We start from the raw sequence: 14,654 nt of genomic DNA, 5'->3' as shown, positions 1-14,654 counted from the left end.
CTTCCAGGGCCAGGAAGGGTGGTAAACTCAGGGCGTCACCGGGGGTGCCCTCTTATGGGGCTGAGAGATACCCTTGGAACCTGATCCGGGTAATGCCGGCGTAGGGAAGGTGACCAAGGCCCCTCCCGGTGACAAGGAGGGGTTTTATGTTGAGGATCTTTGCCCTGCTGGTCCTTCTGGCCTTCGGCTTCGCCCAGGAGATCACCGTCCTCACCCACAGCAGCTTTTCCCTGGATAAGGGGCTCATCGCCCGGTTTGAGCGGGAAACCGGCCTGAAGCTTCGCTTCCTTAAAGGGGGGGATGCCGGGGAGACCCTAAACCGGGCCATCCTCACCAAGGGAGCCCCCATCGCCGACGTGATTTACGGCTTTGACAACACCTTCCTCTCCCGGGCCCTCGAGGCGGATATCCTCTTGCCCTACCGTAGCCCCGAGATCCAAAACCTGAAGGCCACCTTGCTTCTGGACCCTACCTTCCGCGCCCTTCCCGTGGACTATGGTTGGGTAAGCCTCAACTACGACCGGGCTTACTTCAAGGACCGTCCCTTGCCCAAGTCCCCCGCCGACCTTGCCCGGCCCGAGTATGGCAGGCTTCTGGTGGTGCAAAACCCCGCCACCAGCTCCCCGGGCCTGGCCTTTCTCATGGCCACGGTGGCCCGCTTCGGCGAGGATGGCTACCTGGACTTCTGGGCCAAGCTCAGGGATGGAGGGGTGCGGGTGGCCAAGGGCTGGAGCGAGGCCTACTACACCCACTTCACCCTTTACAAGGGGGATAGGCCCCTGGTGGTCTCCTACACCACCAGCCCCGCCGCCGAGGTCTACTATTCCGAGGGGAAGTACCAAGAGCCGCCCACGGGGAACCTCTTCCCCGAGCTCGCCTTCTTCCAGGTGGAGTTCGTGGGGATCCTGAAGGGGACCAAGAACCTGGAGGGGGCCAGGAAGGTGGTGGACTGGCTCCTTTCCAAGCCGGTCCAGGAGAACCTTCCCACGGAGATGTGGATGTACCCGGCCCGCCGGGATGCCAGGCTCCCCGAGGTCTTCCGCTTCGCCCCAGAGCCGGTGGGCAGCGTGCGCTTGGATCCCAAGGTTATGGCCCAGAACCGGGAGCGCTGGATTGAGGAGTGGACCAAGGTGGTCCTCCAGGGGCAAAGCCCCGAGGCGGTGCGCCGTTCCCGGCGCTAACGCCTTCTGGGGTTAGGTTTAAGGGGCCATGGCCTACGGGGTCCTTTTCGTCCTCTTATTTTTGGGCCTGGCCCTTTTCTACCCTTTGGGGCGCATCCTGGCCCTGGGGTTAGGGGAGGGTTTGGCCAGGGCCTTGGCGAACCCCTACTACTGGGAGCGCTACCTTTGGAGCCTGGAATACGGGCTTCTTTCCGCCTTCTTCACCCTGGCTCTGGCCTTGCCCCTGGCCTTCCTCTTTCGCCGCCGCTTCCCCCTTAGGGGGGTTTTCCTGGCTCTTTCCACCTTGCCCTTCGTCCTCCCTACCCCGGTGGTGGCCCTGGGGTTTTTAGCTCTCCTGGGCCCCAGGGGACTTTTGGGGGTGGACCTTTACGGCACCAAAACCCTCCTCTTCCTGGCGGCTGTGTTCTACAACCTGGGCCTTGCCCTCAGGGTCCTCCTGCCGGTGGCCTTGAACCTGGAGGGCCCCTTGCAGGCGGCCCGGGTCCTGGGGGCCTCGAGCCCCAGGGCTTTTCTAAGGGTAGGGCTTCCCCTCCTCCTCCCCGCCTTGGGTTCTGCGGGGCTTTTGGTGTTCATCTACGCCTTTTCCGCCTTCGGGGTTCCTCTCCTCCTGGGGGGGCCCCGGTACGCCACCCTCGAGGTGGAGGTCTACACCCTTTTGGCCTACCGCCTGGCCTTCCCCGAGGCCAGCGCCCTCATGCTTTTGGAGATCCTCACCCTGGGCCTCGCCGTGGCCCTCTACCTGCGCCTCCGGCCTTACCCCCTGTCCCCCGGAGGGCTTCTTCCCCCTCCTCCTTGGGCCTATACCCTGGGCCTAGGCGTCCTTTTTCTCCTCCTTTTTGCCCCCTTGTGGGGGCTTTTTCTGCGCCTGGACCTAGGGGCCTTGGCCGCCGCCTGGGCCTCGGAGGACTTCACTCCCCTTTCCGTGGCGTTGGGGAATAGCCTCCGCTTCACCCTCTTGGCCCTGGCCCTGGCGCTTCCTTTGGGAGTGGCTTATGCCGCAGCAGCCCGCCGGAGCCCCCTCATGGACCTCTTGGGGCTTTTCCCCCTTATGCTGAGCCCGGTGGCCGTGGGCCTCGGCTACCTTTTGGCTTACCCGAACCTCCGGGGCTCCTTGCTCCTTTTGCTTGTCGCCTATGCCCTCCTGGCCTACCCCCTCCTTGCCCGGGCCCTCCTGCCTGCTTTAAGAAGCCTTTCCCCAAGCCTCCTCGAGGCGGCCCGGGTCCTGGGGGCCACGCCCCTTCGGGCGTTTTTGCGGGTGGAGATCCCCCTGGTCTTTCCCGCTTTGCAATCCGGGCTGGCCCTGGCCTTGGCGGCCATTTTGGGGGAGTTTGGAGCCACCCTGGTGCTTTGGCGGCCCGAGTGGACCACCCTGACCCTGGCCATCTATGAGCGCCTGGGCCGACCCGGGGAGGCTCCCTTCCGGGAGGCCTTGGCCATAGCCGCCCTTCTGGCCCTTCTCTCGGGGCTTGCCTTCTATCTCCTGGACCGGGGAAGAGGGCGGCTGGGCTAGAATCCCTGGCACCGGGGGCAGAAGTGGGTGCCTCTTCCCGCCACCACTCTTTTGGCGATGGGTGTGCCGCAAACCGGGCAGGGAAGCCCTGTACGGCCGTAGACGGCGTGGCGCATCTGGAAGCTTCCCGGTAGGCCATCGGGCTGCTGGTAGGTGCGGTCGGAAAGGGTGCTTCCTCCCAAGAGGAGGGCCTCGGCGAGCACCTTTTTAAGGGCTGCGAAAAGCCTTTGCGCTTCTGCTTCCGTAAGCTCCCGTCCCCGGCGGAAAGGGGAGAGGCGGGCTCTAAAAAGGGCTTCGTCCGCATAGATGTTCCCCACCCCGGCGGCCAGACGCTGTTCCAGAAGGAGGGCCTTGAGGGGCTTCTGGCTTCCCTTTAGCCCCAGCCAGAACTCGTGGAACCGGAAATCTTCCGAAAGAGGCTCCGGGCCCAGTTGAAGGAGAAGGGGGATCTTCTGGTAATCCCCCTTCCTCACCACCCAGATGCGCCCGAAGCGCCTGGGGTCGTGGAAGAAGACCTCCTGGTCCTCCAGATGGAAGGCCACCCGGGTGTGGGGGCTCCTTTCCAGGCGAAAGCCCCCCGTCATCCCCAGGTGGACCACCATCTCCCACCCTTCCGTGAGGGCGAAGAGGAGGAACTTCCCCCGGCACCGGATTCCCTCTACCCTTTGGCCTTCCGCCCGTTCCGTGTGGCGGTAGCGCCTGGGATCCCGGTGTTCCAGTTGGAGAAGCCTCTTGCCCACAAAGAGGGGAAGAAGCTTCCTCCTCGTGGTTTCCACCTCCGGTAGCTCGGGCATGGGGTCTAGTCCACGGGCACGGGCTGGCCCTTCTCGTTCACCGCCACGTAGGTGAGTTCCCCCTTGGTGGCCAGCACGCGGCCATCTTCCTGGCCGAAGCGCTCCTTATAGACCTCCACCTCCACCGTCAAGGAGGTGCGCCCCACCCGTACCACCTTGGCCACCACCTCCAGGAGGTCCCCGGTACGGATGGGTACCTTGAACTCCACGCTGCTCACCGCCACGGTTACCACGGGCTTTCTTGCCCTGCGGGCGGCGGCGTAGGAACCCACCTTGTCCATAAGGCCCAGCACGAAGCCGCCAAAGGCAGCCCCCAGGGGATTGGTGTGCTCGGGGAAGACGAGCTCTAAGGTGCGTGCCTCCATACCTTTCCCAGGCTACCCCAGGAGAAGGTCAGTGAGGCGGGCCATCTCCCGGTCTTTCTCGGTGATGCCACCGGCGCTATGGGTCCACCACTCCACCGTGACCCGTCCCCACTCCACGGTGAGGCGGGGGTGGTGGCCCTTGGCCTCGGCCAACTCGGCCACCCTGTTGGCGAAGACCATCGCCTCCTGGAAGTTGGCAAAGCGGAAGGTTTTGACCAGGCGCTCGGGGTTTTGCCGGGTTTCCCAGTCCATGCCTTAAGGGTAAGGGAAAACCCCGGGCACCCGTGTGCCCGGGGTTTGGTTTGGTTGCGGGGGCGGGATTTGAACCCGCGACCTTCGGGTTATGAGCCCGACGAGCTACCAGGCTGCTCCACCCCGCGTCGCCATCCTTAACTATAGCGGGAAGAAGGGGATATGTCAAGCACCTGTAGTCGGTCAACACATTTGAGACTCTGTGGGGACCGCCTCCCCCCGTATTCTAGCCAGGTACTCTAAAGGGGCCAGGCCCCCCAAGGCCCGGTGGGGTCGCCGGCGGTTGTAGTGGTCCAGGTAGGCGTCAAGCTCCCTTTGGAGCTCGGGGATCTGTGAAGGCAACGGTCGTGTGTAGAACTCATCCCTAAAGGTCCGCTGCATCCGCTCCACGTGACCATTGAGCTTGGGGCTCCTCGGAGGAAGAACGAAGAGCTTAACGCCCAAACGTTCACAGACCTCCTCAAAATCGGACATAAACTCGCTGCCCCCATCCACCTGCACCGCACGGATAGGAAAAGGCGCTCGCACCATCAGGCGGGCAAGAAAGCTGGCCGCCAGGTTGGCCGTGGCTCGGGTGTGGACTTCCGCAAGGGAGAAACGGGTGAAGAGGTCGACGGCCGAGAAGTGCTGGATCGTCTCCCCAGGGCCCAGGGTCACGGTGAGGGTATCCACCTGGATAAGGTCGCCAGGGTGACCCACCTCGTATCCCTTGGGCTTCCTTTGCGCATAGGGCCTCCTGGGTCTTCGCCCCCCCTTCCCCCGCCGGGCCTGGGCCAGAAAGGCGGCCACGCTCTCCACGCGTCCGCTCCCTTCAAGGTAGGCCAGGATCCGCCCCACGGTGCGCTCGCTCACCGCAAAGCCCTCCTTCCTTAGGGTCAGCCAAATCGGCCAGCGGCCCCAGGTGGGGTTCTCCTTCCTTAGGGCTTCCACCCGGATCAGCAGATCGGAAGACCAGTAAATCCCCCGCCGCAAGCGCTGAGGACGTCTTGACCGAGGCTTAACACCGGCAAGGCCCTCTTCCTTGAGGCGTTTCCGCCAGCGGTAATAGGTGGCCCGGCTGATCCCCAAAAGCTCCTGGATCTCGGGCCAGCCCACCCGGTATTTCCTGAGCGCCTCCACCTGTTTGAGCTTCCGTAAGCGGTCCTGAACCGTGGGATCGCCGGCCCCGGCCTCTTGGAGTTCCCGGGCCTTCCGCGCTCCCCGCAAAACCTCTTTGCCAACCGTGGTAAGCTGCATCCGTGGGGACCCCCTCTCTTCTGGAGTGGTCCCCACATTTTTACTCGTCCAGTCTCACATGTGTCTGTCCGGGTTCAGGCAGCAGGAAAAGCGCCGCCCTTCCCCTTTCCACCCGGATCCGGACGGGTCCCAGGGCCTGATTTTCCAGGGTGAGGGTGGTGGCCTTTAAGGGGGTGGAAGGGAGCTCCCAGCGGGCACCCTCCACCCCCAAGGTGGCTTCGGGGAAGGGAAGAAGGCTGAAGGGGGTACCCTTCTCCAGGGGGAAGGTGTGAAGCCCTGCCAGGAGGGGGAAGGCCCAGGTAAGCCCGTCGGTGAGTTCTACCCTTACCCCCTTTTCCGCCAGCAGAAAGGCCAGCTCCAGGTGGGCCAGGGTGTGGTCCAGGCGGCCCCCAATGCCCCCTAGGAGGAGGACTTCCTCGGCCCCCAGTTCCAGGGCTTTTCGCACCAGGGCTTCGCCGTCCGTAAGGTCCTTATCCCGGGTAAGCACCTCCTTGGGGGCGGGAAGGATTTGCTGGAGCCAAGGGGGACTTGAGTCGAAGTCGCCAAGCCATAGTTCCAAGGGAAGCCTCAGGGCCAGGGCGTGCCGCGCTCCCGAGTCCGCTGCCAGGAGGCGGTAGGCCTTTAGGCGTTGCCTTAACCCTTCCGTAACCAGAAGGGGGCCACCCAGAAGCAGGGCAAAACGCCTCATCCCTCCAAGGGTACCGCCTGGGAAAGATCCAGGTGAAGGTGGACCTGGGCTCCCTCCGGGGGGCCTTCCAGGGCCTCGAGGTAAAGCCGCACCTTCCCAAGCCGCACCCAAAGCCCCACCCTGTTCCCGAAGAAAAGCCGTTCCTCCACCACCCCTGGGTGCTCCCCTCCCAGGCGGAGGGCTTTGGGCAGAAGAAGGTGGGGTTTAGCAGGCAAGCCCAGGGCCTGGCTTTCCTCCGGGGAGAGGAGGTTCTTGTGCCCGAGGAAACGGGCAGTCCAGAGGTCCTTGGGCCTTGCGTACACCTCTTCCGGAAGCCCCACCTGCACGAGCCTTCCCTGACGCAGGAGGGCCACCCGGTGGGCCAGGAGGAAGGCCTCCCCCTGGTCGTGGGTGACCACCAGGGTGGTCACCCCTTCCGCCCGGAGGGTCCTGCGCAAAAAGAAGAGGAGCTCCTCCCGTAGCCTCAAGTCCAGGGCTCCCAGGGGCTCGTCCAGGAGGAGAAGCCTTGGCCTTGGTGCCAGGGCCCGGGCCAGGGCAACCCGTTGCTGTTCTCCCCCGGAAAGCTCCTGGGGGCGCTTTTGGGCATGGGGGGTGAGCTCCATGCGCTCAAGGAGCTCCTTCACCCGTGCCTCTCGCTCCTTCCCAGGCCAACGGGCCTCCACCAGGCCAAAGGCGATGTTTTCCGCCACGGTGAGGTGAGGGAAGAGGGCATAGTCCTGGAAAAGAAATCCTACCCCCCGCCTTTCCGGGGGCAGGGGGGTGAGGTCCTGCCCGCGGAAGCGCACGAAACCCCGGTCGGGGGAAAGGAGGCCGGCGATGAGCTTCAGCAGGGTGCTCTTTCCGCTACCCGAGGGTCCCAGGAGGGCCAGGACCTCTCCTTCCTGGACAGCAAGATCTAGGGCCAGTCGGAAACCGGGAAAGCGCTTTTCCAGGGCAAGCTCCAGCACCCCTCCATTAAACAAGGAACCCGGGGCACGCCCCGGGTTCCTTGCGGGCCCGCCTTACTTCAGACCCAGCTTTTTCCGTTCCTCCAGCACCTGCTGGGGAGTGAGCTTCTTTTCCCGCAGGGCCTTGACCTCGGCGGCGGTGAAGGGCTTGAAGCCCTTGACCTTCTTGTCGTCGCCCCAGGCGGTGGCGATGTGGTTGAGAAGGGCGGCGATCTCCTCGTCCTTGAGGCCGTTATAGGCAGGCATCGCCCCATTGTACTTCATGCCCTTTACTTCAATCGGTCCCTGGAGGCCCCAGAGGAGCACCTTGATCAGGTACTCCCGCCCGCCCTGTTTGGACAGGATATCGGACACATGTCCGGCCAGGGGCGGGAAGGCCTCGGGGAGCCCCTGCCCTGAGGATGCCCGCTCGGGAGCTTTTGGATCTGGACCCTGAGACCAAGCGCCGTTTTCCCTGGCTCACCTTGCCCTAGGATGGAGGCATGAGCGTTTCCTTGGCAGCAGCCTTTTTGGCGGGGGTGCTCTCCTTCCTCTCCCCTTGCGTTCTTTCCCTGGTGCCCACTTACCTGTTCTACCTAGGGGGGGAAAGGGGGCGCCCCCTTTTTAACGCCCTCTTCTTCGTGCTGGGTTTCGGGGTGATATTCTTCCTCTTGGGCTTACCCTTTACCCTTCTGGGGGGACTTCTCTTTGAACACCGCCAGACCTTGGCCCGGGTAGGAGGTGTGGTTCTAATCCTCTTTGGCCTTTACATGCTGGGCCTGAGGCCCCGGTGGGGGGTAAACCTCCGGTACGAGGGGGAGACAGCACGCCCCTTAGGGGCCCTCCTCCTCGGGGCTACCCTGGGCCTGGGTTGGACTCCTTGCATCGGGCCCATCCTGGGGGCCATTCTCACCCTGACGGCGGTGGGGGGCGGAGTGGAGCTTCTTTTGGCTTATATCCTGGGCCTGGCGGTGCCCTTTTTGTTGGTGGCCCTTTTCGCCGACCGGCTTAAGGGGTGGCCGAGGAGGGCCGGGCGGCTTTCCCACTACGTGGAGTTGCTGGCGGGGGTGGTGCTCCTGGTGGTGGGGGTTTTGCTTGTCACGGGGACCTACACCGCCTTGAACTCCTTTTTCCTCCGGATTACGCCGGAGTGGCTGCAGAAGAACCTGTAGGGGTGAGGGAACCTCGGGGGTCTTTTCCTCTAAGAGGGACAAATGGCCCTCGAGGATACCCCTAAACTGGTATAGGCATGCTGCTTCGCTTGCAGGGGATCTCCAAGCGCTTCGGCCGGGACTGGGTGGTCCGGGACCTTTCCTTTACCCTGGAGCGGGGGGAAGTGGTGGCCCTCTTGGGGCCCAACGGCTCGGGGAAGACCACCCTCTTGCGCCTCATGGCCGGGCTTCTCAAGCCCACCCGGGGGCAGGTGGAACGGGCGGGCAGGGCCCTTTTCCTGCCCAACCCCCCGGCCTTCCACCGCCACCTTACCGCCCGGGAGCACCTCCTTTACGACCTGGCCTTCCACCACCAGGGTAAAGAACCTGAAGAAGCTCTGGATCGCTTTGGACTGCCCGGGGACCTTCCCCTTTACGCCTTCTCCAGCGGCATGAAGAAGAGGCTCGCCTTGGCCCGGCTTACCCTTCTCTTCCCCGACATCTGGCTGTTGGACGAGCCCGAAACCGCCTTGGACAAAGGGGGAAGGGAGCTTCTTCTTTCCACCTTGGCCGAGGCCCGGAAGAAGGCGGGGGTGGTGCTGGCCACCCACGACCGGACCCTGGCCGAGCGGGTGGCGGACCGCACCCTGGAGCTGGGGGTGGCATGAAGCTTCCCGTGGAGGGGTGGCCCGAGGCTGCCGGGCAGGGTAGGGTAGGGGTGGTGCGCCGGGTGGTGTTGTTGGCTCTAAGGGATCTTCGCCTCGAGGTGCGCGACCGCTCGGGGCTTCTTTCCATCCTGGCCTTTTTTGCGGTGATGCTCTTCATCATGGCCTTGGCCTTGGGGCCTGAGGAGGAGCCCTTGCGCCGGGCTGCCCCCGGGGTGCTTTGGGTGGCCTTGGCCTTCGGGAGCACCCTGCTTTCCACCCGGGCCTTTGCCCTCGAGGTGGAGGAGGGCACCTTGGACGACCTCCTCCTGGCTCCCGGGGGCAAGGAGTGGATCTACTTCGGCAAGCTTCTTTTCCAGATGCTCCTTCTCCTACCCCTGGCTGCCCTTGCCCTTTTGATGGCGGCGGGCCTCTTCTACCTGCCCCTGGAGCGCCTTTTCCCCCTCTTCTTGACCCTGGTCCTGGGGGTCTTGGGCTACGCCAGCGTGGCCACCTTTTACGCCGGCCTCCTGGCCCGGCTCCGGGGACGGGAGGTGCTTTTGCCCCTGCTCCTCTTCTCCTTGGTGGTCCCCGTGGTCCTGGCCTCGGTGCGGGCCACCACGGGCCTGGCGGAGGGCCTTCCCGTGGCGGAGATCTCCGATTGGTGGCAGCTTCTTTTGGTCTTTGATGTGGTCTACCTCACCGCCAGCGCCCTCCTTTTCCCGGTGGTTATGGAAGGTTAGGTTTGGCGGTATGGAGGCCACAGATTTTTAACCCTTCCCTTGGCTATGCTAGGGGTCATGGAGGTACAAGCATGCTGAAGGTTGCGCAACCCGACCGCCCGGACGCCCTCACCTGGGTTTTCCTGGGGCTGGGGCTTCTGCTCCTCCCCGTGGGGCTCTACCTGGCCCTTTCCGCTCCCCCCGACGTGAACCAGGGGTATCTGGCCCGCATCATGTACCTGCACGTGCCCGGGGCCTGGCTTGGCTATCTGGCCTTCTTCGTCACCTTCCTCTACTCCCTCCTCTACCTCTTCCGCCAGGACCCCCGCCACGACCGGGTGGCCAGCTCAAGCGCCGAGATCGGCCTGGTCTTCATGGGGCTGGCTCTGGTGACGGGGATGCTCTGGGCCCGGCCCACCTGGGGGGTCTACTGGACCTGGGAGCCCAGGCTCACCACCACCGCCATCCTCTTTGCCGTTTACGTGGGGTACTTCCTCCTTAGGGGGGCCATAGAGGACCCCGAGCTCAGGCGGAAGGCGGCGGCGGCGGTGGGCATCCTGGGCTTCATCAACGTGCCCATCAGCTACATGTCGGTGAAGTGGTGGCGGAGCCTGCACCAGACCCAGTCCATCGACCTCACCACGGGGAAGATCCACATGGACCCTGCCATGCTCCAGGCCCTCCTCTTCAACCTCCTCGTCTTCACCCTCCTCTACCTGGGCTTCGTGCGCTTCCGCTCCCTGTTGGCCGCTTTGGAGGCCAGGAAGGAGGAGGCATGAGCGAGGTCTTCGTCACCTGGGTCTATGCCCTCACCTACCTCACGGTCTTCGGCTACCTGGCCTACCTTTTCTGGCGCTACCGGAGGGCGAAATGAGGGCCAAGTACCTGATCGGACTCGGGGTCATCCTGGGGGCCTTGGCCTACCTCATCTTCGGCGGCCTGGGGCAGAACCTGGTCTACTTCCTCACCCCCTCCGAGTACCTGCAGGACCAGGGGCGCTACCAGAACCGTCCCGTGCGCCTGGGGGGCTTGGTCAAGCAGGGTACGGTGCACTACGACAAGGATCAGCTGGAGCTCCGCTTCATCCTCACCGATGGGGTGGCGGAGGTGCCCGTGGTGCACAAGGGCACGCCCCCGGGCATGTTCAAGGAGGGGCAGGGGGTGGTGGTGGAGGGCCGCTTCCGGGAAGGGGTCTTCCACGGCACCAACCTCCTGGTGAAACACTCCGAGACCTACCAGGCTCCCAAGGCGGGCTGGACCCCGGAGGAAGTGCGCAAGCTTATTGAGGAGGCCAAATGACCCCTGCTCTGCTGGGCAACCTGGGTGTCAGCCTGGCCCTGGCCTTTAGCCTTCTGGGCCTGGCTCTTTCTCTCCTCGCCTACCACCAGGGGGACGGGCGCTTCCTGAAAGGGGCCAAGGCCTTGGTCCTTCCCGCCTTCCTGGCGGCCTTGACGGCCTTCTTGGCCCTGGAATGGGCCCTTCTCACCCACGACTTCAGCCTGGCCTACGTGGCCCGCAACCACTCGGCCCAGGACCCTTTATGGGTGACCCTGGTGACGCCTTGGGCAGCCTTGGAGGGAAGCATCCTGCTTTGGGGCCTCCTCCAGACCCTTTACACGCTTTTGGCTAGCCGCAAGTCGGTGGACCCGTGGCGGGCGTCTTTAGTGTTGGCGGTGCTTTTTGGCATCCAGGTCTTCTTCTTCGGGGTGATGGCCACCATCGCAAGCCCCTTTGAAACCCTGCCCAACCCGCCAGCGGATGGCAATGGGCCTAACCCCCTCTTGCAGAACCACTGGATGATGGCCGTCCACCCGGTCCTCATGTACCTGGGCTTCGTGGGCCTGAGCGTGCCCTTCGCCTATGCGGTGGCGGCCATGGTGGTGCGCCGCTACCAGACCTGGGTGGGGGAGACCCGGTGGTGGACCCTGATCGCCTGGGGTTTCCTCACCGCGGGTAAGGTGGCGGGGATGTGGTGGAGCTACGAGGTCCTGGGCTGGGGTGGATACTGGGCCTGGGACCCGGTGGAAAACGCCAGCTTCATCCCCTGGCTGTTGTCCACCGCCTTTTTGCACACCGCCATCGTCCAGGAAACCCGGGGGGCTTTCAAGGCTTGGAACTTCGCCTTTGTCACCCTGGCCTTCGCCGCCACGGTGCTGGGCACCTTCCTCACCCGGAGCGGGGTGATCCAGTCGGTGCACGCCTTTGCCGAGGGGCCGGTGGGGCCTGCCTTCCTGGGCTTCTTCCTCCTGGTTACTGGCTTGGGGCTTGGCCTTCTTTCCCGGGTCAGCCGGGAGGTGCGGGACACCGTGGTTTTCCGGCTCCTTTCCCGGGAAGGGGCTCTTCTCCTCGGGGCCTTTTTCTTCGCCGGATGGGCCTTGGTGGTGGTGCTCGGCACCTTCTATCCCCTTTTGGTGGAGGCCTTCACCGGGGCTAAGGTGAGCGTGGGGGCCCCTTTCTTCAACCAGGTTTCCGCTCCCATTGGGGTGGGTATCCTCCTCCTCATGGGGGTAGGGCCCATTTTACCCTGGCGGAGGCCTAGGGCGGAGGTTTTCCGAAACCTCTACATGCTCCTGGCTGTCCTTCTCCTGGGTACCCTGCTTGGGCTTCTTCGGGGCTACACCTTCGGGGCTTCCCTGGCGGTGGGGCTCTTCCTTTACAACACCGCGGCCATTTTCCTCCTGGTGCGGGAGGGGGTGCTGGCCCGCCTTAGGGCGGGGCTTTCCCCCTGGGGGTTTTTGGAAAACCGCAGGCGGGTGGGAAGCCTGTTGGTCCACTTCGCCGTGGCCCTCATGGGCCTCGGCATCGCCTTCAGCCAGACCTACCGCCTGGAAAGTGAGAAGACCCTGTACCGGGGGCAGGCCTGGGAGGTGGGCGGAGTGCGCATGGAGTTCCTGGGGGTGCGGGCCTTGGACGAGGGGAGGCGGTTTGCCGTGGAGGCTTCCTTGCGCACGGACCGCTTCGGGGAGGTGCGGCCAAGGCTTCACTTTTACCCGCAGATGAACTCCCCCTTACCGGCCCCCAAGGTGGTCTACACCCCGGGCAACGACTACTACTTCCTCCTCATGGACTTTGACCGGGAGAAGGGGGAGTGGGCCTCCCTCCGCCTCATCGTTACCCCCCTGGTCTTCTGGATGTGGGTGGCGGGGGGGCTTCTGGCCCTGGGAACCCTGTACATCCTTTGGCCGGCGGCGGGGCGGGAGGAGGTTAAGGGGGTGAGCCCAGCGTGAGGTTTCCCGCAGGGAACACCTTGAGGAGCTGGCTATGGCTCCTTGTGGTCTTGGCCCTGGGGGGGCTTTTCTACTGGGGGATGCAGCGAAACCCCAAGGAGCTTCCCTCGGTGCTGGCCAAGGAGCGCCGCCCGGCCCCCGACTTCACCTTGCCGGTCTTGCCCCCTTACCGGGAAGACTGGGGGGAGACCCTTAGGCTTTCCGACCACCTGGGGAAGAAGCCCGTCGTCCTCAACTTTTGGGCTAGCTGGTGCCTCCCCTGCTACGAGGAGGCCCCGGTATTGGAGGCCACCTGGCGGCGTTATCGGGATCGGGTTCTCTTCCTGGGAATCAACACCCAGGACAAGGAGGCGGATGCCCTGCGCTTCATCGCCCAGTTCGGCCTGACCTTTCCCCAGGTCTTTGACCCCCGGGGGCGGGTAGGGGTGGACTACGGCATGTACGGGGTGCCGGAAACCTTCGTCATAGACCGGGAGGGCCGGGTGGTGGTCCGCCACGCCGGGACCATTGACCAGGCCACCCTGGAGAGGTACCTGAAGGAGGTGTTGCCGTGAGGGTTTGGGCGCTTTTGTTCTTCCTGGTCCTAGGGGTTTGGGCTCAGGAAAAGCCAGCCTCCCCACCCCCCGATCTCTCCCCCGAGGTCTTCGCCATCGCCCGGGAGCTCCGCTGCCCCGTGTGCCAGGGGGAGTCGGCAGCGGAGAGCAACTCCGGGGTGGCCACGGAGATGCGGCGGATCATCGCCGAGATGTTGCAGCAGGGTAAAACCAGGGACGAGATCAAGGCCTTCTTCGTGGAGCGCTACGGGGAGTGGATTCTCTACGAGCCCCCCAAGCAGGGGATAACCCTGTGGGTCTGGCTGCTGCCGGTTCTGGGCTTAGCCCTCTTGGGCCTGGGGCTATTCGCCTACTTCCGCCCCAAGAAGCCCTTGCCTCCTGAGCTTTTGGAGGAGGCGGAGCGTCGCCTAAAGGAGCCTTAACGATGGCCACCGTTATTTTCCTGGTTCTTTTCCTGGCGGTGTTGCTTCTGGCCTTGAGGCCGGTTTGGGGCCCCAAGGAGCCTTTTCCCGAGCCCCCCAGGCGGGAAGAGCTTTTGAGGGAGCTCGAGGTCCTCAAGGAAGAGGTGCAGAACCTGGAAGGAGAAGAGAAAAAGCTGGCTCTGGCCCGGGTGGTGGAGCTGGAAAGGGCCTTGGAAGGCTGGCGCCCCCCCGAGCCTCGTCCCTTCAATCCCTGGCCCGTGGCCCTGGCCTTAGGGGTGGTGGTCCTCCTGGGCGTGGGGCTTTGGCGCTACACCCTGCCCAGGCTTCCCGGGGAGACCACGGTGACCGCCCGGGCCGAGGCCCGGGAGCTTAAGGCGCTTCAGGACAAGGCCAAGCGCACCGGGGAGGTGGCGGACCTCCTGGCCTGGGGAAGGCGGGCCTATGAGCTTCAGGCCTTCGACCAGGCGGCGGAGGCCTACCTGGAGGTCCTCAAGAAGGAGCCCACCAACGTGGAGGCGGTACGCCGGGTGGGGATCCTCCTCTTCATGGGGGGGCGGCTGGAGGAGGCCCAGATGTTTTTGGAGATCGCCCAGCACGCTGACCCCAAGGCTGCGGAGGGCTGGCTTTTCCTCGGGAACATTTACTTCCAGAGGGGCCAGGCGAAGGAGGCCATCGCCGCCTGGGAAAAGTATCTGGAGGTAGGCGGGGAGGCCAGGGAAAGGGTGGAGGGCCTCATCGCCATGGCCCGCGCCCAGGCCCAGGGGGGAACGGACGGGAAAACGGTCTACCAGGCCCGCTGTGCCGCCTGCCACGGCCTTACGGGGGAGGGGGGAGTGGGGCCTAGGCTCCAGGGCAACCCCGTGCTCAAGTCCCCCGAGGCCGTGCGGGAGATCGTCCTGAGGGGCCGGGGGACGATGCCCGCCATTCCCCTCTCCGAGGAGGAGCTCAAGGTCCTCCTGGAGTTTTTGGGTACGCTTTAGCC

At 64.5% G+C, this 14,654-nt stretch carries 17 protein-coding genes, 1 tRNA gene, 2 pseudogenes and 1 riboswitch; of the genes and pseudogenes, 12 read left to right on the top strand and 8 right to left on the bottom strand.

Annotated elements, in window-relative coordinates; genetic code table 11:
• The first annotated feature begins 30 nt into the window (after positions 1-30).
• A riboswitch (TPP riboswitch) is annotated at positions 31-125 on the top strand.
• Between the two features lie 21 nt (positions 126-146).
• Both MI302_RS09990 and MI302_RS09985 read left to right on the top strand, forming a co-directional pair.
• On the top strand, positions 147-1,181 hold the full coding sequence (locus tag MI302_RS09990) for a thiamine ABC transporter substrate binding subunit (protein ID WP_126204943.1): 1,035 nt from the start codon (positions 147-149) through the stop codon (positions 1,179-1,181).
• Between the two features lie 28 nt (positions 1,182-1,209).
• Complete coding sequence (locus MI302_RS09985) at positions 1,210-2,691, top strand: iron ABC transporter permease (RefSeq protein ID WP_239725662.1); 1,482 nt, start codon at positions 1,210-1,212, stop codon at positions 2,689-2,691.
• On the opposite strand, the gene MI302_RS09980 is transcribed toward MI302_RS09985, so the two are convergent.
• The 8 genes and pseudogenes from MI302_RS09980 to MI302_RS09945 form a co-directional block, all read right to left on the bottom strand.
• Positions 2,688-3,485 (bottom strand): DNA-formamidopyrimidine glycosylase, encoded by a 798-nt coding sequence (locus tag MI302_RS09980; RefSeq protein ID WP_239725660.1) that lies wholly within the window; start codon positions 3,483-3,485, stop codon positions 2,688-2,690. The genes MI302_RS09985 and MI302_RS09980 overlap by 4 nt on opposite strands.
• Before the next feature lie 5 nt (positions 3,486-3,490).
• The gene (locus tag MI302_RS09975) at positions 3,491-3,850 is read right to left on the bottom strand and encodes an acyl-CoA thioesterase (RefSeq protein ID WP_239725658.1); all 360 of its coding nucleotides are present in this window, start codon (positions 3,848-3,850) and stop codon (positions 3,491-3,493) included.
• A 12-nt stretch (positions 3,851-3,862) separates the two neighbouring features.
• The gene (locus MI302_RS09970) at positions 3,863-4,102 is read right to left on the bottom strand and encodes a 4a-hydroxytetrahydrobiopterin dehydratase (RefSeq protein ID WP_015716352.1); all 240 of its coding nucleotides are present in this window, start codon (positions 4,100-4,102) and stop codon (positions 3,863-3,865) included.
• Positions 4,103-4,153: 51 nt separating this feature from the next.
• Positions 4,154-4,230: transfer RNA gene (locus MI302_RS09965), tRNA-Met, on the bottom strand.
• A 55-nt stretch (positions 4,231-4,285) separates the two neighbouring features.
• Positions 4,286-5,338, bottom strand: a complete 1,053-nt coding sequence (locus tag MI302_RS09960; RefSeq protein ID WP_239725657.1) for an integrase core domain-containing protein — start codon at positions 5,336-5,338, stop codon at positions 4,286-4,288.
• A 40-nt stretch (positions 5,339-5,378) separates the two neighbouring features.
• The gene (locus MI302_RS09955) at positions 5,379-6,026 is read right to left on the bottom strand and encodes a thiamine diphosphokinase (RefSeq protein WP_239725656.1); all 648 of its coding nucleotides are present in this window, start codon (positions 6,024-6,026) and stop codon (positions 5,379-5,381) included.
• A complete protein-coding gene (locus MI302_RS09950) occupies positions 6,023-6,973 on the bottom strand; it encodes an ABC transporter ATP-binding protein (protein ID WP_019550822.1) in 951 nt (316 codons plus the stop codon). Before MI302_RS09950 ends, MI302_RS09955 begins: the two co-directional genes overlap by 4 nt.
• 54 nt (positions 6,974-7,027) lie before the next feature.
• Positions 7,028-7,372: pseudogene (locus MI302_RS09945) on the bottom strand (cytochrome c); the annotation flags it as partial.
• On the opposite strand from MI302_RS09945, the pseudogene MI302_RS12260 reads away from it, so the two are divergent.
• The 10 genes and pseudogenes from MI302_RS12260 to MI302_RS09900 form a co-directional block, all read left to right on the top strand.
• Positions 7,363-7,446 (top strand): annotated as a pseudogene (locus tag MI302_RS12260) (cytochrome c); the annotation flags it as partial. The pseudogenes MI302_RS09945 and MI302_RS12260 overlap by 10 nt on opposite strands.
• A gap of 9 nt (positions 7,447-7,455) precedes the next feature.
• Positions 7,456-8,124, top strand: coding sequence for a cytochrome c biogenesis CcdA family protein (ccdA, locus tag MI302_RS09940; RefSeq protein ID WP_239725655.1), 669 nt, complete (start codon positions 7,456-7,458; stop codon positions 8,122-8,124).
• A gap of 77 nt (positions 8,125-8,201) precedes the next feature.
• Positions 8,202-8,771 (top strand): ABC transporter ATP-binding protein, encoded by a 570-nt coding sequence (locus MI302_RS09935; RefSeq protein WP_019550820.1) that lies wholly within the window; start codon positions 8,202-8,204, stop codon positions 8,769-8,771.
• Complete coding sequence (locus MI302_RS09930) at positions 8,768-9,490, top strand: heme exporter protein CcmB (RefSeq protein WP_239725654.1); 723 nt, start codon at positions 8,768-8,770, stop codon at positions 9,488-9,490. The genes MI302_RS09935 and MI302_RS09930 overlap by 4 nt, the downstream gene beginning before the upstream one ends.
• A gap of 71 nt (positions 9,491-9,561) precedes the next feature.
• Positions 9,562-10,248 carry a cytochrome c biogenesis protein CcsA gene (gene ccsA / locus MI302_RS09925; protein ID WP_126206466.1) on the top strand — a complete coding sequence of 229 codons (687 nt, stop codon included), beginning with the start codon at positions 9,562-9,564 and terminating at the stop codon, positions 10,246-10,248.
• A 91-nt stretch (positions 10,249-10,339) separates the two neighbouring features.
• Complete coding sequence (gene ccmE, locus MI302_RS09920) at positions 10,340-10,768, top strand: cytochrome c maturation protein CcmE (RefSeq protein WP_015717963.1); 429 nt, start codon at positions 10,340-10,342, stop codon at positions 10,766-10,768.
• On the top strand, positions 10,765-12,696 hold the full coding sequence (locus MI302_RS09915; RefSeq protein WP_239725653.1) for a heme lyase CcmF/NrfE family subunit: 1,932 nt from the start codon (positions 10,765-10,767) through the stop codon (positions 12,694-12,696). Before ccmE ends, MI302_RS09915 begins: the two co-directional genes overlap by 4 nt.
• A gap of 20 nt (positions 12,697-12,716) precedes the next feature.
• Entirely contained in the window at positions 12,717-13,250 is a 534-nt protein-coding gene (locus MI302_RS09910; RefSeq protein WP_239726523.1) for a TlpA disulfide reductase family protein, read from the top strand.
• Positions 13,247-13,672, top strand: a complete 426-nt coding sequence (locus MI302_RS09905) for a cytochrome c-type biogenesis protein CcmH (RefSeq protein WP_019550814.1) — start codon at positions 13,247-13,249, stop codon at positions 13,670-13,672. The genes MI302_RS09910 and MI302_RS09905 overlap by 4 nt, the downstream gene beginning before the upstream one ends.
• 2 nt (positions 13,673-13,674) lie before the next feature.
• A complete protein-coding gene (locus MI302_RS09900; protein WP_239725652.1) occupies positions 13,675-14,652 on the top strand; it encodes a cytochrome c in 978 nt (325 codons plus the stop codon).
• The last annotated feature ends 2 nt before the right edge of the window (positions 14,653-14,654 follow it).

Origin of the sequence: Thermus sp. NEB1569, assembly GCF_022385295.1 — a bacterium.
Classification (GTDB): domain Bacteria; phylum Deinococcota; class Deinococci; order Deinococcales; family Thermaceae; genus Thermus; species Thermus scotoductus.
This window is presented reverse-complemented; position numbering and strand designations above follow the sequence as displayed.